Source organism: Pelobacter propionicus DSM 2379 (assembly GCF_000015045.1).
Lineage (GTDB): Bacteria > Desulfobacterota > Desulfuromonadia > Geobacterales > Pseudopelobacteraceae > Pseudopelobacter > Pseudopelobacter propionicus.
In genome coordinates, this window is the sequence record NC_008609.1 from 1,452,413 (window position 1) to 1,468,267 (window position 15,855).

Consider the following 15,855-nt stretch of genomic DNA (forward strand, 5'->3'; position numbering starts at 1 on the left):
AAAAGGAGGGGGTTTTCGTAGGGTAGACCCCGATCAAAACAGGTCGGGGTATTTGCGTTGCAGGGATAGGGAGTTTTCCCATTCGGATTTGAGGATTGCGACTTTGCGCATATTGGTCACCGCCGCCTGTATGGTCTTGTCGGAAAGGCAGAAGGACTCACACAATCCTGGGATAATTTCTCCGTATAGCTGGCCGGTTTCATCCCGGCGTTGTTGAAACTCTTTCCAAATTTCAAAATCCCTTACGTCTTTACGTGATGGTCTGTTCGTCTTGACTAGGTGTACGAGCGCACGGGTAAGGGATTCTATCGCGTCATAGGGGAGGGCGTCTCCGATGTCTGTAACTGCTTTGCTCCGCTGCTCTTGGTCAAGGGTGATCCACTCGGCAAGCATCAGGGTGAACGTCTCAACAAATTTCTGTGTCATGGCGGTGCGCTCCTGATGCGACCACGGTTGATGATCGCAGGGGAAACCTCCGCGGGAAGGTGGCTTATCGTCTGGCCGGACTATCCCCACGAAAGTCTGTTACTGCGTAATGCTCAGATATCCATCCAGCTCTGGCGAGTCCGCCGGCAGTCCCCCCATAATCCCCCCCCCATCTGCTTCCAGTATCTCGTGCTGAGTCTTCCGTGGTGACGTGCCAGCCGCTTAAGCGCCAAGGCCGCGCGCCAGTGGTAATCCAGGTGTTCAACCTACGCTCACCATTGCCGCCCGCCTCTGGTCGCCGCTGCCGGCATGTTCACAGGCGTTGTGCGTTTGTCTGCGTCATTACCACTCCTTGTTACTGCGTAATAATTACCACAGGCTCCTGGTTCCAACCAATTGAGGCGTGTACTTATCTGAAGAGGATTGGGTGAGAGGTAATCAGCTTGTACTAGTTTCCCTGTTTCAAGCGGCTTTATGTGTCAATGGCACCACATTATCTTTCTGACCGGTGATGATAGATTTCAATTTTCTTTCCCATGCCTCAAGGGCTTTCTGCCGCTCTTTGTCGTATTTATTCTTGTTGTATGTCTTGATCTCGCCTTTCTTGAGATGGGCAAGCACTGCATCAACAATTTCGTCTGAAAAGCCAATTTCTGAAAGAATCGTTGCACACGTACGGCGCAAGTCATGAGGGCAAAACTTTTCGATATCAAGTTTCTTGTCATCCGGGATGATAAATTTTTTCTTGTCTTTAGACTGGTGGCTGGATTTTTTCCAAGTTGCGGGTTTTGGTTTTACCGTGTGCGTAAGCAGGTTGCGCCGCAAAGCATAAGCAACGGCCCTTTCCGTGATAGGCGTGTCAATTGGCTGTTCGTTGACATTGGTCCGGATCTTCGGGGAGGGGAAAATATATCCTTCCTTCTCCCGGATCAGCGAGAGTGTCATATCAGTCAGGTATATGCGTTGCTTTCTCGGTACTTCCTTGGTGATCTTGGTTTCTTTGGGAGAAAATTCCCACCAGCGACCGCTGATCTCAGATGAGTGCATTGAAGCGACCTCGCCCGGTCTCTGACCAGTTAACAGGGTCAGTTTTAGTATCCGTCGAACATCTTCCGATATCATACACCGGTCAATTCCTCCCCAAAATGCCTTGATTTCAGTCTCTGTCAGTGTCCTTTCCTTCGATTTGGTAGTTGGCAGTTCATCGCCTTTCTCGAACCCATAACAGGGCGTTGTCGGAATCAGTTCCTGCTTTACGCCGTACCGGAACATGCGCCGGATGATTTTAAAAGTATTGGTGATGATGCCATCACCGCGCCCCTGCATACCGTCCAGCAACTGAATTACGTCACGACGAATAACGTCTTTTGCTTTTCTGTCGCCCCATAATGGCAGTACATCCTTTTCAAGTATCCGCTTGTCTTCTTGCCACGACTTCTTGTTCTTCATGGCATACCGCTCAATGTACCTCGTAATGAGCTGCTTTACGGTAGGGTTTTCCAGTTCTTCTTTTTCCTTTGCTGCCATTTCTCGCCGCTCGCGTTCTGGGCTGTAGTGCCACGAAAAACCGTGCTCTTGAGGATCGGTCCTTTCACGGCTCAAGACCTTTCTGGCATCTGCCGCCCGTTCACGTGCCTCTGATAAACTGACAGCCGGATAATCCCCGAGATTCATCTGGCGGCGCTTTCCCGCAATCGTGTAAATAAAAACAAAAATCCGAAGCCCGGATGGAAGCACGCGGACGCCAAAGCCGTCACCCTCACGCACCTGATACATCTTCTCTTTTGGTTTCAGGTTTCTGATTCCGGTATCCGTGAATTTCATATCATCCTCCCAGGGAGCTGGCAAAGAGGTTACACTTTTCTCGTGTAACCTCTTGTGTAACCTCTTGATATGTGGTTGTCAATGAAACACTATGAAATAGCATAACGAATAACATCATAATAAACAAGAATAAAATGCTGAATCAGGTTACAAGGAAGAAAGGTAGCGAAATACTATGATTCGCAGGAATCACTTCCTTGGGAGCAGGGGGTCGCTGGTTCGAATCCAGTCTCCCCGACCACAAAAGTAAGGGGTTACGTCATACGGCGTAACCCCTTGTTGTTTTTTGAACTTGGTGCGGAGCCTGCCGCGCCAGGGTGATGCGTGTTTCGTGCCTCCCCTTCTTCAGGCAGTCCTTGTCTGGCCGGTCACAACCGGCTCAGGTCCCCATGGAAAAGCGCCACTCTTCCACGGCGCTCGTTCTTTCAACCACCACGCCCCGCTCCGGGTTGGCCGCCAGGTGGCGCAGGATGGCGAAGATCTCCTCGGTCCGCTCAGACCTGCCCAATCCCGCTGCGATCTCTCCCGCGGTCATGGCGCGTCCCTGTGCCGTCAGATAATCCCGCAGCTCTCTCTGCAGCTCGATGACCGCTCCGGCGGCCTTCTTGCCCGCTTCAACCCCCGGCTGATGGTAGGCGTTGATGTTGATCAGGCTGGCGTATAGCCCTACGCAGCGCTCGAACAGGGCGATCAGGGCGCCGATGGTGAACGGGTCGATGCGCTCCACGCTGATGGTCAGGGACTGGCGCCCCTTGTCGTGCAGCGCCGTGCGGGTGCCCTGCAGGAAGCCGAACAGGAAGTCGCCGCTGGTGACCCCCTCTTCCACCTCCAGGGATGAAGCGTCCCGGTCTCTCAGCACCTGGATGAAGGTGACGAAGAAGTTGTCCAGGCCGTCGCGCAGCTGCTGCACATAGGCGTGCTGGTCGGTGGATCCCTTGTTGCCGTAGACGGCGATCCCCTGGTTGACGATCCTTCCCTCCCGGTCCAGCTCCTTGCCTAGGGACTCCATCAAGAGTTGCTGCAGGTAGCGGGAGAAGAGCAGCAGCCGGTCACGGTAGGGGAGCATGACCAGGTCCCGCTCCCCGCGGCCGTTGCCGGCGTAATGCCACATCAGCGCCATCAGGGCCGCCGGGTTGGAACTTGTCTCCGTCCGGCGGGTGAGGGCGTCGCAGGCCGCGGCCCCCTGCAAGAGGGCGCTGATGTCGATCCCCTGCAGGGCGGCCGGCAGCAGCCCCACCGCCGAGGTCACCGAGGTGCGTCCACCGACCCAATCCCACATGGGGAAGCGCTCCAGCCACCCCTGATCGCGGGCCAGACGGTCCAGCTGGCTGTCTTTACCGGTTATGGCCAGGGCGTGGCGGGCGAAGTCCAGCCCCCGTTGCCGGTAGGCGGCCATGGCTTCCAGCATGCCGTTGCGGGTCTCCTTGGTGGAGCCGCTCTTGGAGATGACGATGACCAGGGTTCTGGCCAGGTCGTCACCAATCTCGGCCATGACCCGGTCCATGCCGTCAGGGTCGGTGTTGTCCAGGAAATGGGGTTTGAGCGGATCGTTGGGGGAGGAGAGGGCGTCGGCCACGAACTGGGGCCCCAGGGCCGAGCCGCCGATGCCGATGATCAGCATGCGGGTGAAACTCCCGCTATTCTGGCTGGTTATGCCGCCGGAGTGGATGCGATGGCAGAAGAGGAGAATCCGTTCCAGGGTCTCCTCGATCTCGCGCCGGATATCGTCCCGGGGCGCCAGGGAGGGGGTGCGCAGCCAGTAGTGCCCGACCATGCGCCCCTCGTCCTGGTTGGCTTGTGCCCCCCCCTCCAGCGCCGCCATTTCGGCGTAGGCCTTCTGCATGGCAGGTTCCATGCGCTCCAGGAAACCATCGTCGTGGTTCATGCGGCTGATATCCAGGGACAGGCCGATTTCGGGGCAGAGACAGAGGGATTGGCAGTAGCGCTCCCACAGGCTGGTTGGGGTCATGACAGGCTCCTTGGTGAGTGATGTTGTATAACCGTTTCATACAACAGGGAGTCTGTCAACCTGGCGGGGCGGTTTTTTCGGTCCGGTTCCGGTTGCGCCGGAGCAGGGTCAACGTACAGCGGACAGAGGGGAGATTCCCGGTCAGGGAGTCCCGCCATAGGCCGGGCATTGATCGATGCGCCGGTCTATCTCCCGAACCAGTTCGCGGTAGCGCCTGCTGTCCACACCACCGAATTGCCGTTCAAAGCCGGCCCTGGTGATATTCTCGGGAAGGTCGGCGATGATGGGGAAAAAGAGCTCCTCCGCGGGGGGCGCGGAAAAACGCTCCTGCAGTCGACGCGCGCTCTCCGCTGATCCGGTGCAGACCTCGGCGAAACGGATGCCGGCACGATCCGCGGTCAGATCGATAAAACTGAACCCGCTGCCGCCTCTTCCGGCGTCCAGCAGTTCCTTGAATTCACCGATGGCGGCTGTGGCCCCCTGATCCGTCAGCAGTTTCAGTCCGGCCGAGACGATGAAATGGAGGCGCAGGTCCTCCCGTCCTCCCAGCTGAACATTCCGGGACTGTGGCCTGCGCTCCCGCAGTTCGGGATCCAGGCTGACTCCGGCCAGCTTGCCGAAACGGTAGTCTCCCAGGAAAATGGCAAGGGCCAGAAGCGCCGCACTGTTCTCCCGGATCGGGTTGCTGCCCGCTGACCTGTCGCGGGCGAGCCGGAAGAGGGGGGCAAGGTAATCGGCAACCGATGAAGGGGTGGTTGCCGGCAGGTGTTGGTCGAGCTCCAGCAGTCGGGCATAGTAGGCGCTGACACGGGAGTTGTCCCAATGCGTGTCACCTGTGCCGGTGAGATCGCGTATGTCGGACAGTTTGGCCTGCAGGCGTTGTAGCCGCTGCTTCAACTGCGGCACCGAGCGCAGGTTGACCCTGACCGTTTCCGCGCTGATGTCCAGCGATTGTACCGAATTCATCAGCGCCGTCCCCTCGCCGTTGCCCAGACCCAGGTTGAGGACTCCGCGCAGCAGCGCCTGCGCCGGGCGCCGGGGCAGGTCGAGCCTGCCTGTCTTCATCGAGCCGATGTGCAACCCCTGTGTGCCAGGCAGCAGTTCTCCCTGGAGGTTCAGGTAGCGCCCCAGCGGATTGGGCGGCAGCTGTATACTCAGCCGCAGCGACAGGAACCAGGGACTCACTCGGACCCTTCCCGAGAATCTGGGGACGGCTCTGTGCACCAGCGTCATCACCGCGTTCAGGTCGTCCTGCGATGCTGAAATCGAGGTGGTTTCCCGTTGAGAGTTGAGAACCTCGAGAACGGCCTTTGCCAGGCTCTTGGCGCGTTGTGCGGAATCGACACTTGGCAGCGAAGTCTCCACAACCAGCGGTTCGTTTTCCACTGCCAGGACGGCCAGGAGCAACAGTAATCCCAGGGGAACCACGAAGAGGAGGGTACCCAGGAGCAGGAAGCGCCGCTTCCTCTTCGAGGCAGCTGTGTCTGGCGGTTCGGCTTGAAGCGGTCGCGATGAAGGTGAATTGCGGGAGTTGTCGGTCATGGATGGTTCGTGGGGCACGGCGTCATGTACTTTGTTGTCGCCATCAATTGAAAACGTCGAAAAAATAAAGCCGTGTGGTGCGATTGGTATTGATACGCACCCCCGGCAAAAGTGGCGGAGCACAAAGGGCCGCTGTGACGCGGCCCTTTGTGTATCGGCTATTCCGTTGTCGCTGCCTCCGGCGCGGGCTGCTGCTCCTGCCCCTCTCCGGACGGTTTCGTCTTTCTCCTGCGGCGGCGCTTCTTTGCCGGCGCGGCCTCGTCGGCACCAGCGCCCTGGCTTGTGGCCGGCTGCTGCCGGGGCGCGGCGGCAGCGGCAGTCTCAGAGCCCTTGCCCGACGGTGTCCGTTTCTGTCGGGAGCTGGTTTTTCCCCGCTCGGGCCGTGCCTCCTTCCCCCGGGAAGGAAGGGGGGCCCGCTTCGGTCGGGCGACCCGTTTGAAATCGGTGACGAACAGTTCGTCTTCGGCCCACTCGCAGGGAATCTTAGCCTTGATGTACTCCTCGATGGCCTCCAGGTAGAGGGCGCCGTCCTCGTCGGCAAGGGAGATGGCCTTGCCCTGGGCGCCGGCCCGGGCGGTGCGGCCGATGCGGTGGACGTAGTCCTCGCAGTCCTGGGGCAGGTCGTAGTTGACCACATGGGTGACCCCGTCGATGTGCAGGCCGCGGGAGGCCACGTCGGTGGCGATCAGGATCGGCAGCTCGCCGCTCTTGAACTGCTCCAGGATGCGCAACCGCTTCTTCTGGTCCACATCGCCGGAGATCAGGCGGCAGGGGAAGCCGTTGGCGTTCAGGCGGTCATGCAGGTATTCCCCCTCGCGCTTGGTGTTGATGAAGATCATGGTCCGCTCCATGCCGTCCCGGCGCAAAAGCCCCAGGAGCAGCGGGAACTTCTCCTTGCGCGACGCGTGGTAGATGACCTGCTCCACGTTTTCGGCGGTCATCTTTTCGGGCGTGACCGAGACCTTCTCCGGCATGTTCATGAATTCGTAGGCCAGCTCCATCACCCGCTGGTTGAGGGTGGCGGAGAACATCAGGTTCTGGCGCTTGTCGAAGGGGGGGAGGCGGCGCAGGATGAAACGCAGGTCGGCGATGAAGCCCATGTCGAACATGCGGTCGGCCTCGTCGATCACCAGCATCTCGATCTGCTTCAGGCTGTAGACCTTCTGCTTCAGGTAGTCGATCAGGCGGCCCGGGGTGCCGATGATCACGTCGGCCCCCTCGCGCAGGGCGTCGCGCTGCTTCATGTAGTCCACGCCGCCGTAGATGGCCTGGATGGTAAGGCCGCACTGTCTGCCCAGGAGTTGGGCGTCCTGCTCGATCTGCACCACCAGTTCGCGGGTGGGGGCCAGGATCAGCGCCCGGGGATGATGGGTGCCCTCTGGCGGGCTGTCCTTCAACAGGCGGGTGAACAGGGTGACCAGGAAGGCGGCTGTCTTGCCGGTTCCGGTCTGGGCCTGGCCGGCAACATCCTTGCCGGAGAGGGAAATGGGGAGGGTGCGCTCCTGAATCGGGGTGCAGTCGACAAAGCCGGCGTCCGCCAATCCATTCTGCAGCGGTTCCGGCAGGGGTAATTCACTAAATTTCATTCATCTTCCTTATCTGTTGGGTATACGTCGTGACGGGTCACCTGCGTACCATATACCCTGCGCCCTGCTCTGGCAACGGAAACCTTTCCGCGACCCGGGCGCAACTAGTGAAAAACAACAGAAAAAAGCCCGTGGCGCGGGGCCACGGGCTCTTGGAAGCCGGGATCTGGTTCTGAATGACTATTTCGTTGCGGCCTTGACCATCAGCTCACTCACCAGGCGGGTGAAGCGTAAGGGGTCCTTGATGGGGGAGCCTTCCGTCAGCAGGGCCTGATCGTAGAGCAGGTCGGCGTAGTCAGTCAGGCGGGCATCCTCCTTGTTCTCCCTGAAGATCTCGGTCATGATCTTCATGATCGGGTGATCCGGGTTCAACTCCAGCACCCGCTTTGAGTCGGGAACCGGCTGGTTCATGGCTTTCAGGATCCGCTCCATGTTGGCGTTGATGCCGTACTCGTCGGCCACCAGGCAGCAGGCGCTGTCGGTCAGGCGCTTGGAGAGGCGGGCGTCCTTGACCCTGTCCTCCAGGTGGCTCTTGATGAAGGAGATCAGGTCGCCGTACTCCTTGCGGGCCTCTTCCTGTTTGGTTTCCTTCTCCTTCTTCTCTTCCTCGCTGTCCAGGTCCACGTCGCCGCGGTCAACGGCCTTGAGCTTCTTCTCCTTGTACTCGGTCAGGGCCTGAACCACCCATTCGTCAACCGGATCGGTCAGGAAGAGCACCTCGTATCCCTTGGCCTTGAAGGCCTCCAGATGGGGCGAGATTTTCAGGGTGGCGCGGCTGTCGCCGGTGATGAAGTAGATCTCCTGCTGGGCTTCGGGCATGCGCTCCACGTATTCCTTGAGGCTGGTGAAGCTCCCCGCCTCGGTGGCGGTGCTTTCGAACAGCGCCAGTTCCTGCAACTTCTCCTTGTTGGCGTAGTCGAAGTGCAGTCCCTCCTTGAGCACCGGGCCGAACTCCTTCCAGAAGTTCACGTACTCGTCGAAGTTCTTCTCCTTGACCTCGGCCAGGGTGGAGAGGATCTTGCCCACCAGGCTCTTCTGGATGCGCTTGATCTGTACGTCCTCCTGCAGGATCTCGCGGGAGACGTTCAGCGGCAGGTCGCTGGAGTCCACCACCCCCTTGACGAAGCGCAGGTAGTCGGGCAGCAGCTCTTCGCAGCGGTCGGTGATGAAGACCCGCTTCACGTACAGCTGCAGCCCCTTCTTGCGGTCGGCCATGAACAGGTCGAAGGGTTTCTTGGCGGGGAGGTAGATCAGGGCCTTGAACTCGCTGATCCCCTCGGCCGAGAAGTGGATGGTGTTGAAGGGGTTTTCGAAGTCGTGGGAGATATGCTTGTAGAACTCCTGGTATTCCTCCTCCGTGACCTCGCTCTTGGGGCGGGCCCAGATGGCCTTCATGGAGTTCAAGGTCTCTTCCACGGTCTTCTCGATGGTGCCGGCCCCTTCGATCTCCTCGCCGTCCACCCCCTTGGGCGTTTCGGTGCGGGTGATGTCCATGACCACCGGATACTGGATGTAGTCGGAGTACTTCTTGACGATGGAGCGGATCTTCCACTCCTCCAGATACTCCTTGAACTCATCTTTTAAGTGCAGGACGATCTCCGTGCCGCGCCGATCGAGGCTGCACTCCTCGATGGTGTAGCTGCCATCGCCGATGGATTCCCAGCGGCAGCCATCGCTGGCAGTGCCCCCCTTGCGGGTCTCCAGGATGACCCGGTCGGCCACCATGAACGAGGCGTAGAAGCCGACCCCGAACTGGCCGATCAACTCGGGATTGTCCGTGGCGGACTTGTCTTTGAGCGCCTGCATGAAGGCCTTGGTTCCGGAGCGGGCGATGGTGCCGATGTTCTCCTCCACCTCTGCCATGGTCATGCCGATGCCGTTATCAAGGATGGTCAGGGTGCCGGCGTCCTTGTCCGGGATCAGCTTGATCTTCCAGTCGCTGTTCCCCTCCAGAAGCTCCTCGTTGGAGTGGGCTTCGAAGCGGATCTTGTCGATGGCGTCGGATGAATTTGAGATCAGCTCGCGCAGGAAGATGTCGCGGTTGGAGTAGAGCGAATGGATCACCAGGTCGAGCAGCTGTTTAACCTCGGTCTGGAACTGTTTGGTGGTTTTGGACATGACTCGTGATTCTCCTTTAAACGAATGGAAATGGCACGCTACAACATAATAAGCGGGTGGTTATTTTTCAAGGGGGGGCACGCGGAAAGTCATCCGCTGTTTCACCGCGGCCGGATTCGAGTTATTGCAGCTCTGCCGTGACCAGGTCGATTGCCTGGCGGGGAAGGAACACCTTGCCCAGTTTTTCGGCCATAACCACGATGCCTTCCAGTTCGATTGTTTTGCCGTTCACCAGCACCAGGTTTTTGGCCAATGGCAACCGCGCCGTTGCAGTCCCCTTGCTGACCGTCAACACGGGATTGGTTGCATCGCTTAGGTCGATGCTGGTGGAAAAGCCTTCTGCCCGGAAGGCTGCCGAAGCCTCGACAAACAGGCGCTTGTTGATTTCCGGGAAGGTGAAGCCCAGTTTGCCGGCCACATACGTGCCAAGAGCGCTGTTTTCCCACAGGCCGCTGATACGCCCGGGGCCATAGGAGAACAGGTAGGGGTCGCCTCCGGTGTGCCCGCCGGTGGTCCAGCCAAGCCGGGCACGCCTGGACAGCATGCTCCCCATAACTTTCTGCAGTGCCTTGCCCGGGCGCGATTTCCGGATCGAGGCGATTTCGTCGGCGCTCAGGTCGGTGATTCCCCAACTGTCGGCAAAGGCTGCCCTGATGGCGGCTTCGGAATTGCTCTTTTCGATACGCCTGCCCAGTCCCTCGGCGGTCAACCTGGCCTTGCGCATCGGCGCCACGACAAAATCATCATCAGTCGTGGAATAGTGGGGGTCGGAACGGACGCCGATGGACAGGCCACCGGTGGTATGGTCGGCCACGCTGATCACCAGGGTAGTGCCGTCTGCCTCGGCAAAATCCAGGGCCGCCTTGACCGCGTCGTCGTAGGCGATCAGATCGCTCACCACGCCGGCCGGATCGTTGTCGTGGGCCGCCCAGTCAATCTTGGAGCCTTCAACGAACAGGAAAAACCCCCTGTCTTTGCCTTTTGAGCTGCTGGACAGGGTTTCCAGGGCCTTGGTGGTCATCTCAGCCAGTGACGGCTCGCCGGGAGCAGTGGTGGCGCGGTCGATGTCGTAGGCCATGGCATCTTTGGCAAACAGGCCAAAGATCTTCTGGCCCGAAGCCGCCAGCATCTGGTCACGGTTGGTAACATACGCATACCCCTTGGCTTTGACCACCTGGACCAGGTTTTCATTGTCCGTTCGGACACCTCCGCCGACCCCCTTGGGCAACAGATACTGCTCACCACCGGAAAGCACCACGTCCATATCCTGGTATACCTGTTGCTCGCCGATTTCCAGGTAATTGCTGCGGTCGTGGGTGTGTGCCGTAAAGTCGGCCGGCGATGCATGCTGCACATTTGACGTTGCCACGACACCCGTCGCGCGACCCGTCAGTTTGGCTCCTTCCAAGACCGTGGCCAGGGGTACGTATGCCATGGCAGGGTCACAATCAACGCCCGCAATGGTCACATTCCAGGGATACACGGCAATGCCCTTGTCGCTTCCCTTCTGGCCGGTGGCATAACTGGTGGAACCGGGCGCCGAGTCGGTAATGATGGAATCGGCGCCGTAGGTCCGGATGGCGCCGCTCAGAATGGCGTCGGAAGCAAGGCGTTTGCCCTTGACCCATCGCGCCAGGGGCCAGGCCTCGTTGGCCGTGCCGTCACTCAACAGGAATATGACGTTTTTCACCTGCCCGGCGTCACGGTTCCCGCTTAGCGCACCAGGTGAACCGCATGCGCATGCGCTGAGCGCAAAACCTATGGCGATCAATGCGGTAACAACAGTTGTCTCTCCCATGGTTCCTCCCCTGCCACAACAGAAGTGGCATCACCATATCATGTGCAATGGCTCTTCGTCTTTGAAACGTTTGTGGCGCCATGCCTGGCCTGCGGCAGCGGCGCGGCAGGTCGGGATTGCTGTTGACTCCCGTCGGCGCGGGCAGTAGTATCCCGCTTATGCCCCATAAGACCCGCATCATTTTCCACGGTTTTGCCCTGCGACATCTGCCGCTGTTGCCTGAACGGCGGTTCCAAAGCCGGCCTCGCGCCGTTTCATCATCTTTGTCATGAGCGATACTTTTGATGACGACCAGCAGTGGGATTCCCTCTGCAAGCAGTGCGGCCGCTGCTGCTTCGAAAAACTGGAGGATAGCAGGGGCAGGATCATCTACACCCAGACCGCCTGCCGCTATCTGGACGTGATCACCCGCCGGTGCAAGATCTTTGAGCGCCGCTTCGAGATCAATCCCCACTGCGTCAAGCTTACCCCCGAACTGGTGCCCCAGTTGCACTGGCTCCCCCCGGACTGCGGTTATTGTCCGAAACCGGAAAAGTTTACCCGAAAAGCCAGCCGCGATCGCCGGAAACGGGGCAGGGGGAAATAGGATGGGGGGGGCGCCAGGGGGATCGCCCAAGGCTGGTCCCTGGACCGAGTTCAGACGGCCGGAATGGGGGTGAAGGGGTGGGGGGGCCGGGAGCAAGAGTTTCAGAGTAACCTCTTGTCGTTGCACTCCTCCCACTCGCAGCGCGGGATGGAGAGGAACAGATCGGCAATATCCGGGTCGAACTGGCTGCCGCGGCATCTGGTGACCTCGTCGGTAACGCTGTCGAAGGGAAGTGCCCCGCGATAGGGGCGGTCGCTTGTCATGGCGTCCAGGGTATCCACCAGCGCAAAGATGCGGGCGCCGATGGGAATTTCTTCCCCCTTGAGGCCGTTGGGATAGCCTCTGCCGTCGAAGCGCTCGTGGTGGTTGAGGATGATCTCTGCTGGCGCCTTGAGGAAACGTATCTGGGACAGGATGTCGTAGCCGACCTGGGGGTGGCGGTGTATTTCGCGCCATTCCTGTTCATTCAATTCGCTCGGCTTGAGCAGGGTTTTGTCGGTGATGCCGATCTTGCCGATGTCGTGCAGCAGAGCGCCCTTGGCCAGTTGCTCCCGCCTGTGCGCATCAACTCCCATTCTGGCCGCAAGCAGCTTGGAATAGTTCATCACCCGTTCCGAATGTGAACCGGCTTCCTTCTCCCGGGCATCAAGCGCCTTGACCAGCGCCGTCAAGGTGTCGTTATACGCACTCTGGAGTTCGAACATGGTGCTTCGCACCTGCTCGGTCTGGGCCATTACCCTGGATTCCAGGCTGGCCTGGTTCTTTTTTTTTTCCAGGGCAAGTTGTCGGCGCTCGATCAGGTTTCTGACCGTCAGTATGACCCTGGTGATGCTGAAGGGTTTGGCGATATAGTCGTCAGCCCCCAGGCTGATGCATTCCAGGGCGGTTTGGGTGTCGGTCAGTCCCGTGATCATCAGCACGGCTATGTCCTCGTCGATCTGCTTCAGATCCCTGAGCAGCTCCATGCCACTTCTGCCCGGCATCATGATGTCCGATATGACCAGATCCATCTGCTGCACGTCCATGATGCCGAAGGCCTCGTCCACATTCGTTGCAGTATGGCAGGTGAAGCCCTCGTAGGTCAGCGCCGTTGTGAGCAGTTCCCTGACCAGTAGTTCATCATCCACTATCAGTATGTTTTCATTCATGCCGTTGCTCCATCGGGTAGCGTCGCGCAAGGGCGTGCTCCGATATGCGTTCACCGCCACACATGCCTGCCAGTAGTTTCAGGACTCTATCATCAATTTGTTCTGTTTTCAAATAATTTTAATAATGTTATTTTGTTCTGAATTTGGCTGATGGACTGTTGCCCATGTTTCCCTTTGCTGCGGATGACTACGCCTGCCCGGATAGGGGGATGATTCCTTCACCGCTCTGCCGGCGGCAGCTTGCAATGACTGCATGACGGGACATGGAGCCGGAAGCATCTCCGACGAACGCTGGAGGCTCGTATGCGAATCTACACACCCATGACCGGCGCCGGTTGGCATGCTTCCGGCACTGACCGCTGAAGGATGGCCGTGGCAGAGGGGAAACATCCGCTGCTGATGCCGTTTCTGGCCCTGTCAACCGGGCTCGTTCTAGGGGACAGGTATGCCCTCTCCCTGCCTGTCTCCGCCGTGGCGGCCGCTTTCCTGGCCCTGCTGCTTTCCTGCTTCGTCCGCCACCGCCTGGTCCAGGGTAGCTGCACGTTCCTCTTCTTCCTCGTCTGGGGCCTGTATGTCCTGCCCCTCTGGACGACGCCCCCGGAAGCGGAGCGTTCCATCCTGAGATACGAGAGGCGGGGGGCGGTGGTCGTCGAAGGGGTGATCCGTTCCCTGCCAATGGTTGCCGGCACTCCCGGCGGATCTTCCACCCGCTTCGTGCTGGAGACGTCCGGCGTCGTCCGCGACGGCCGCCTCGCGCCGGCCAGCGGCAGGCTGATGGTCTACGTACGCTCGGGCGAGGTCAGCCCCGGGCGCGGCGACCTGGTCCGTCTGCTGATGCGCATCTCCACTCCCCACCTGCTGGGCTTGCCGGGGGAATTCGATTTCGGCCGCTATCTTGCCCATCAGGGAATCGTGGCCAGCGCCAGTGTGGCCAGGGCGGATGACCTGCTGCTGATGCGGGGCGGCGTGCAGGACCGGCTTGTGGCCAGCGTCGATCGCCAGGCGCGGTTGATGGGCGATTTTATCCGCGCCTGTCTGCCGGACCAGCGGGTTTCGTCGGTGGTGGCCGCGCTTCTGATCGGGGACCAGCGGCGCATAGCGGATGATCTCTCCCGCGCCTATACCCGTGCCGGGGTCAGTCATATCCTCTCCATCTCCGGCTTTCATGTGGGGATTCTGGCCTTCGTCGTTGCCCAGGCTGTCCTCCTGATCGCCACCCGCTTTGAAACGCTGGCCCTGCGCTTCAACCTGCGCCGGGTCGCGTTGCTGTCGTCTCTGCCGGCCATGCTGCTCTACCTGCTTCTGACCGGGGTTGCTCCCGCAACTGCCCGTTCGGTGGTCATGCTGGCGCTCTTCGTGCTGGCCCTGTACGTTGAGCGGGAGACCGATCCGGTCAATGCCCTGCTGGTGTCGGCCATGATGCTGGTGGTGGTGAACCCTCCCTCGCTGTTTCATATCTCGTTCCAGCTCTCCTTCCTGGCGCTGTGGGGGATGGTGCTGCTTGTGCCCCGGATCATGGGACGCTTCGGCTCCATCCGGCGCGGATGGGCGCGGAGCCTGCTGCGCTTCTGCGCCGTTTCCTGCGCCGCGTCCATCGCCACCGTCGTGCCGCTGCTGTACGTCTTTAATCAGGCCTCGCTGAACGGAATCCTGGCCAATTTTCTGGTGGTGCCCCTGCTGGGCTACGGCGCGGTTCTGGCCGGGTTCTGCTCCCTGCTCCTGGTTCCGGTCTGCGCTCCCCTTGCCCGGCTCTTCATGTGGGCTACGGGAAAGCTGGTAGCCGTCTCCAACCGGTTGGTGGAGGAGTTCGCCCGCCTTCCCCTGATCACCTTCGGCGGCATAACCGCCCTGGATATGCTGGCATTTCTGCTGTTCATGGGGCTGGCCACCTTTGTGCGCCCCGGCCGCGTCAGGACGACCCTCTGCCTGCTGACGCCGCTTCTGGCCATCGCGATTCATTTCTCAACGCCTCCCCTGGCCGACGGCCGCCTGCATGTCACCATGCTGAGCGTGGGGCAGGGCGAATCGCTGCTGATCCGTCTTCCCCCGGGGGAGGCCATGCTGGTGGACGGGGGAGGGTTCCCGCCCGACAGCGGCCGGGATTTCGGTGAGCGCATCCTGGGGCCGGCCCTGCTCAGGCTGGGGGTGCGGCGCATCGACTACATGGTCATGACCCACGCCCACCCGGATCACCTGGGCGGTCTCTCCTTCGTGGCCCGGACCCTGCCGGTGGGGCAGTTCTGGGAGCCTGTGCCAGGCGGGGATGGCGGTGCGTACGCCGAGTTGCGGGCCGGTCTGGAATCGCGGGGGATTCCCCGGCGGCTGCTGGCGGCCGGCGACACCCTGCCTCTGCCCGGCGGCGTGACCATGGCGGTGCTCTCTCCCCCGGTTAGCCAGCGGGAACGGCGGGGAGAGACGGACGATGGGGAGATGAATGAACAGTCGCTGGTCTTCCGGCTTACCTATGGAGAGCATTCCTTCCTCTTTACCGCCGATGCCGGCTTTGCCACGGAGCGGCGCATGCTCGGTCAGGGAGTGGAACTGGCAAGCCACCTGCTCAAGGTGGGGCATCACGGCAGCCGCTTCTCCACCTCGGAGGAGTTTCTGGCCCGTGTTTCTCCCAGAATTGCCCTGATTTCAGCGGGCAGCCGCAACGCTTTCGGGCTGCCGTCTCCCCGCACCCTGGCGCTCCTGCGGCGGCGGGGTGTTGCCGTCTACCGCACCGATCTTGACGGCACGGTGGAACTGGTCAGCGATGGAAGGTGCCTGGCCGTCGGCACCCCCTGGCGTCCCAATTGATCCGTGCGGCTTAATTGCCGTTTGACAGTGGTTTCATAACGCGGTACTAATACATTCTT

Annotated in this window: 10 protein-coding genes; 2 read left to right on the top strand and 8 right to left on the bottom strand. The window is 60.2% G+C overall.

Annotation, left to right across the window (positions count from 1 at the left end; translation table 11 throughout):
* Positions 1 to 33: 33 nt before the first annotated feature.
* From PPRO_RS06815 to PPRO_RS06845, 7 genes are all read right to left on the bottom strand, one after another.
* Positions 34 to 426: a hypothetical protein gene (locus PPRO_RS06815; RefSeq protein WP_011735279.1), complete on the bottom strand. Its 393-nt coding sequence runs from the start codon at positions 424 to 426 to the stop codon at positions 34 to 36.
* Between the two features lie 462 nt (positions 427 to 888).
* Complete coding sequence (locus PPRO_RS06820) at positions 889 to 2,250, bottom strand: tyrosine-type recombinase/integrase (protein WP_011735280.1); 1,362 nt, start codon at positions 2,248 to 2,250, stop codon at positions 889 to 891.
* 379 nt (positions 2,251 to 2,629) lie between these two features.
* Positions 2,630 to 4,219, bottom strand: a complete 1,590-nt coding sequence (locus tag PPRO_RS06825; protein WP_011735281.1) for a glucose-6-phosphate isomerase — start codon at positions 4,217 to 4,219, stop codon at positions 2,630 to 2,632.
* 141 nt (positions 4,220 to 4,360) lie between these two features.
* The gene (locus tag PPRO_RS06830) at positions 4,361 to 5,761 is read right to left on the bottom strand and encodes a hypothetical protein (protein ID WP_011735282.1); all 1,401 of its coding nucleotides are present in this window, start codon (positions 5,759 to 5,761) and stop codon (positions 4,361 to 4,363) included.
* A 158-nt stretch (positions 5,762 to 5,919) separates the two neighbouring features.
* Positions 5,920 to 7,347, bottom strand: coding sequence for a DEAD/DEAH box helicase (locus PPRO_RS06835; protein WP_011735283.1), 1,428 nt, complete (start codon positions 7,345 to 7,347; stop codon positions 5,920 to 5,922).
* Between the two features lie 180 nt (positions 7,348 to 7,527).
* Complete coding sequence (gene htpG / locus PPRO_RS06840; protein WP_011735284.1) at positions 7,528 to 9,465, bottom strand: molecular chaperone HtpG; 1,938 nt, start codon at positions 9,463 to 9,465, stop codon at positions 7,528 to 7,530.
* 121 nt (positions 9,466 to 9,586) lie between these two features.
* Positions 9,587 to 11,263 (bottom strand): alkaline phosphatase, encoded by a 1,677-nt coding sequence (locus PPRO_RS06845; RefSeq protein ID WP_011735285.1) that lies wholly within the window; start codon positions 11,261 to 11,263, stop codon positions 9,587 to 9,589.
* Positions 11,264 to 11,531: 268 nt separating this feature from the next.
* Between PPRO_RS06845 and PPRO_RS06850 the strand changes: the two genes are divergently transcribed.
* Positions 11,532 to 11,849 (top strand): YkgJ family cysteine cluster protein, encoded by a 318-nt coding sequence (locus PPRO_RS06850; RefSeq protein ID WP_011735286.1) that lies wholly within the window; start codon positions 11,532 to 11,534, stop codon positions 11,847 to 11,849.
* Between the two features lie 101 nt (positions 11,850 to 11,950).
* Here PPRO_RS06850 and PPRO_RS06855 read toward each other — a convergent pair whose 3' ends face one another.
* Positions 11,951 to 12,997, bottom strand: a complete 1,047-nt coding sequence (locus PPRO_RS06855) for an HD domain-containing phosphohydrolase (RefSeq protein WP_011735287.1) — start codon at positions 12,995 to 12,997, stop codon at positions 11,951 to 11,953.
* Positions 12,998 to 13,369: 372 nt separating this feature from the next.
* On the opposite strand from PPRO_RS06855, the gene PPRO_RS06860 reads away from it, so the two are divergent.
* A complete protein-coding gene (locus PPRO_RS06860; protein WP_011735288.1) occupies positions 13,370 to 15,796 on the top strand; it encodes a DNA internalization-related competence protein ComEC/Rec2 in 2,427 nt (808 codons plus the stop codon).
* Positions 15,797 to 15,855 lie beyond the last annotated feature (59 nt).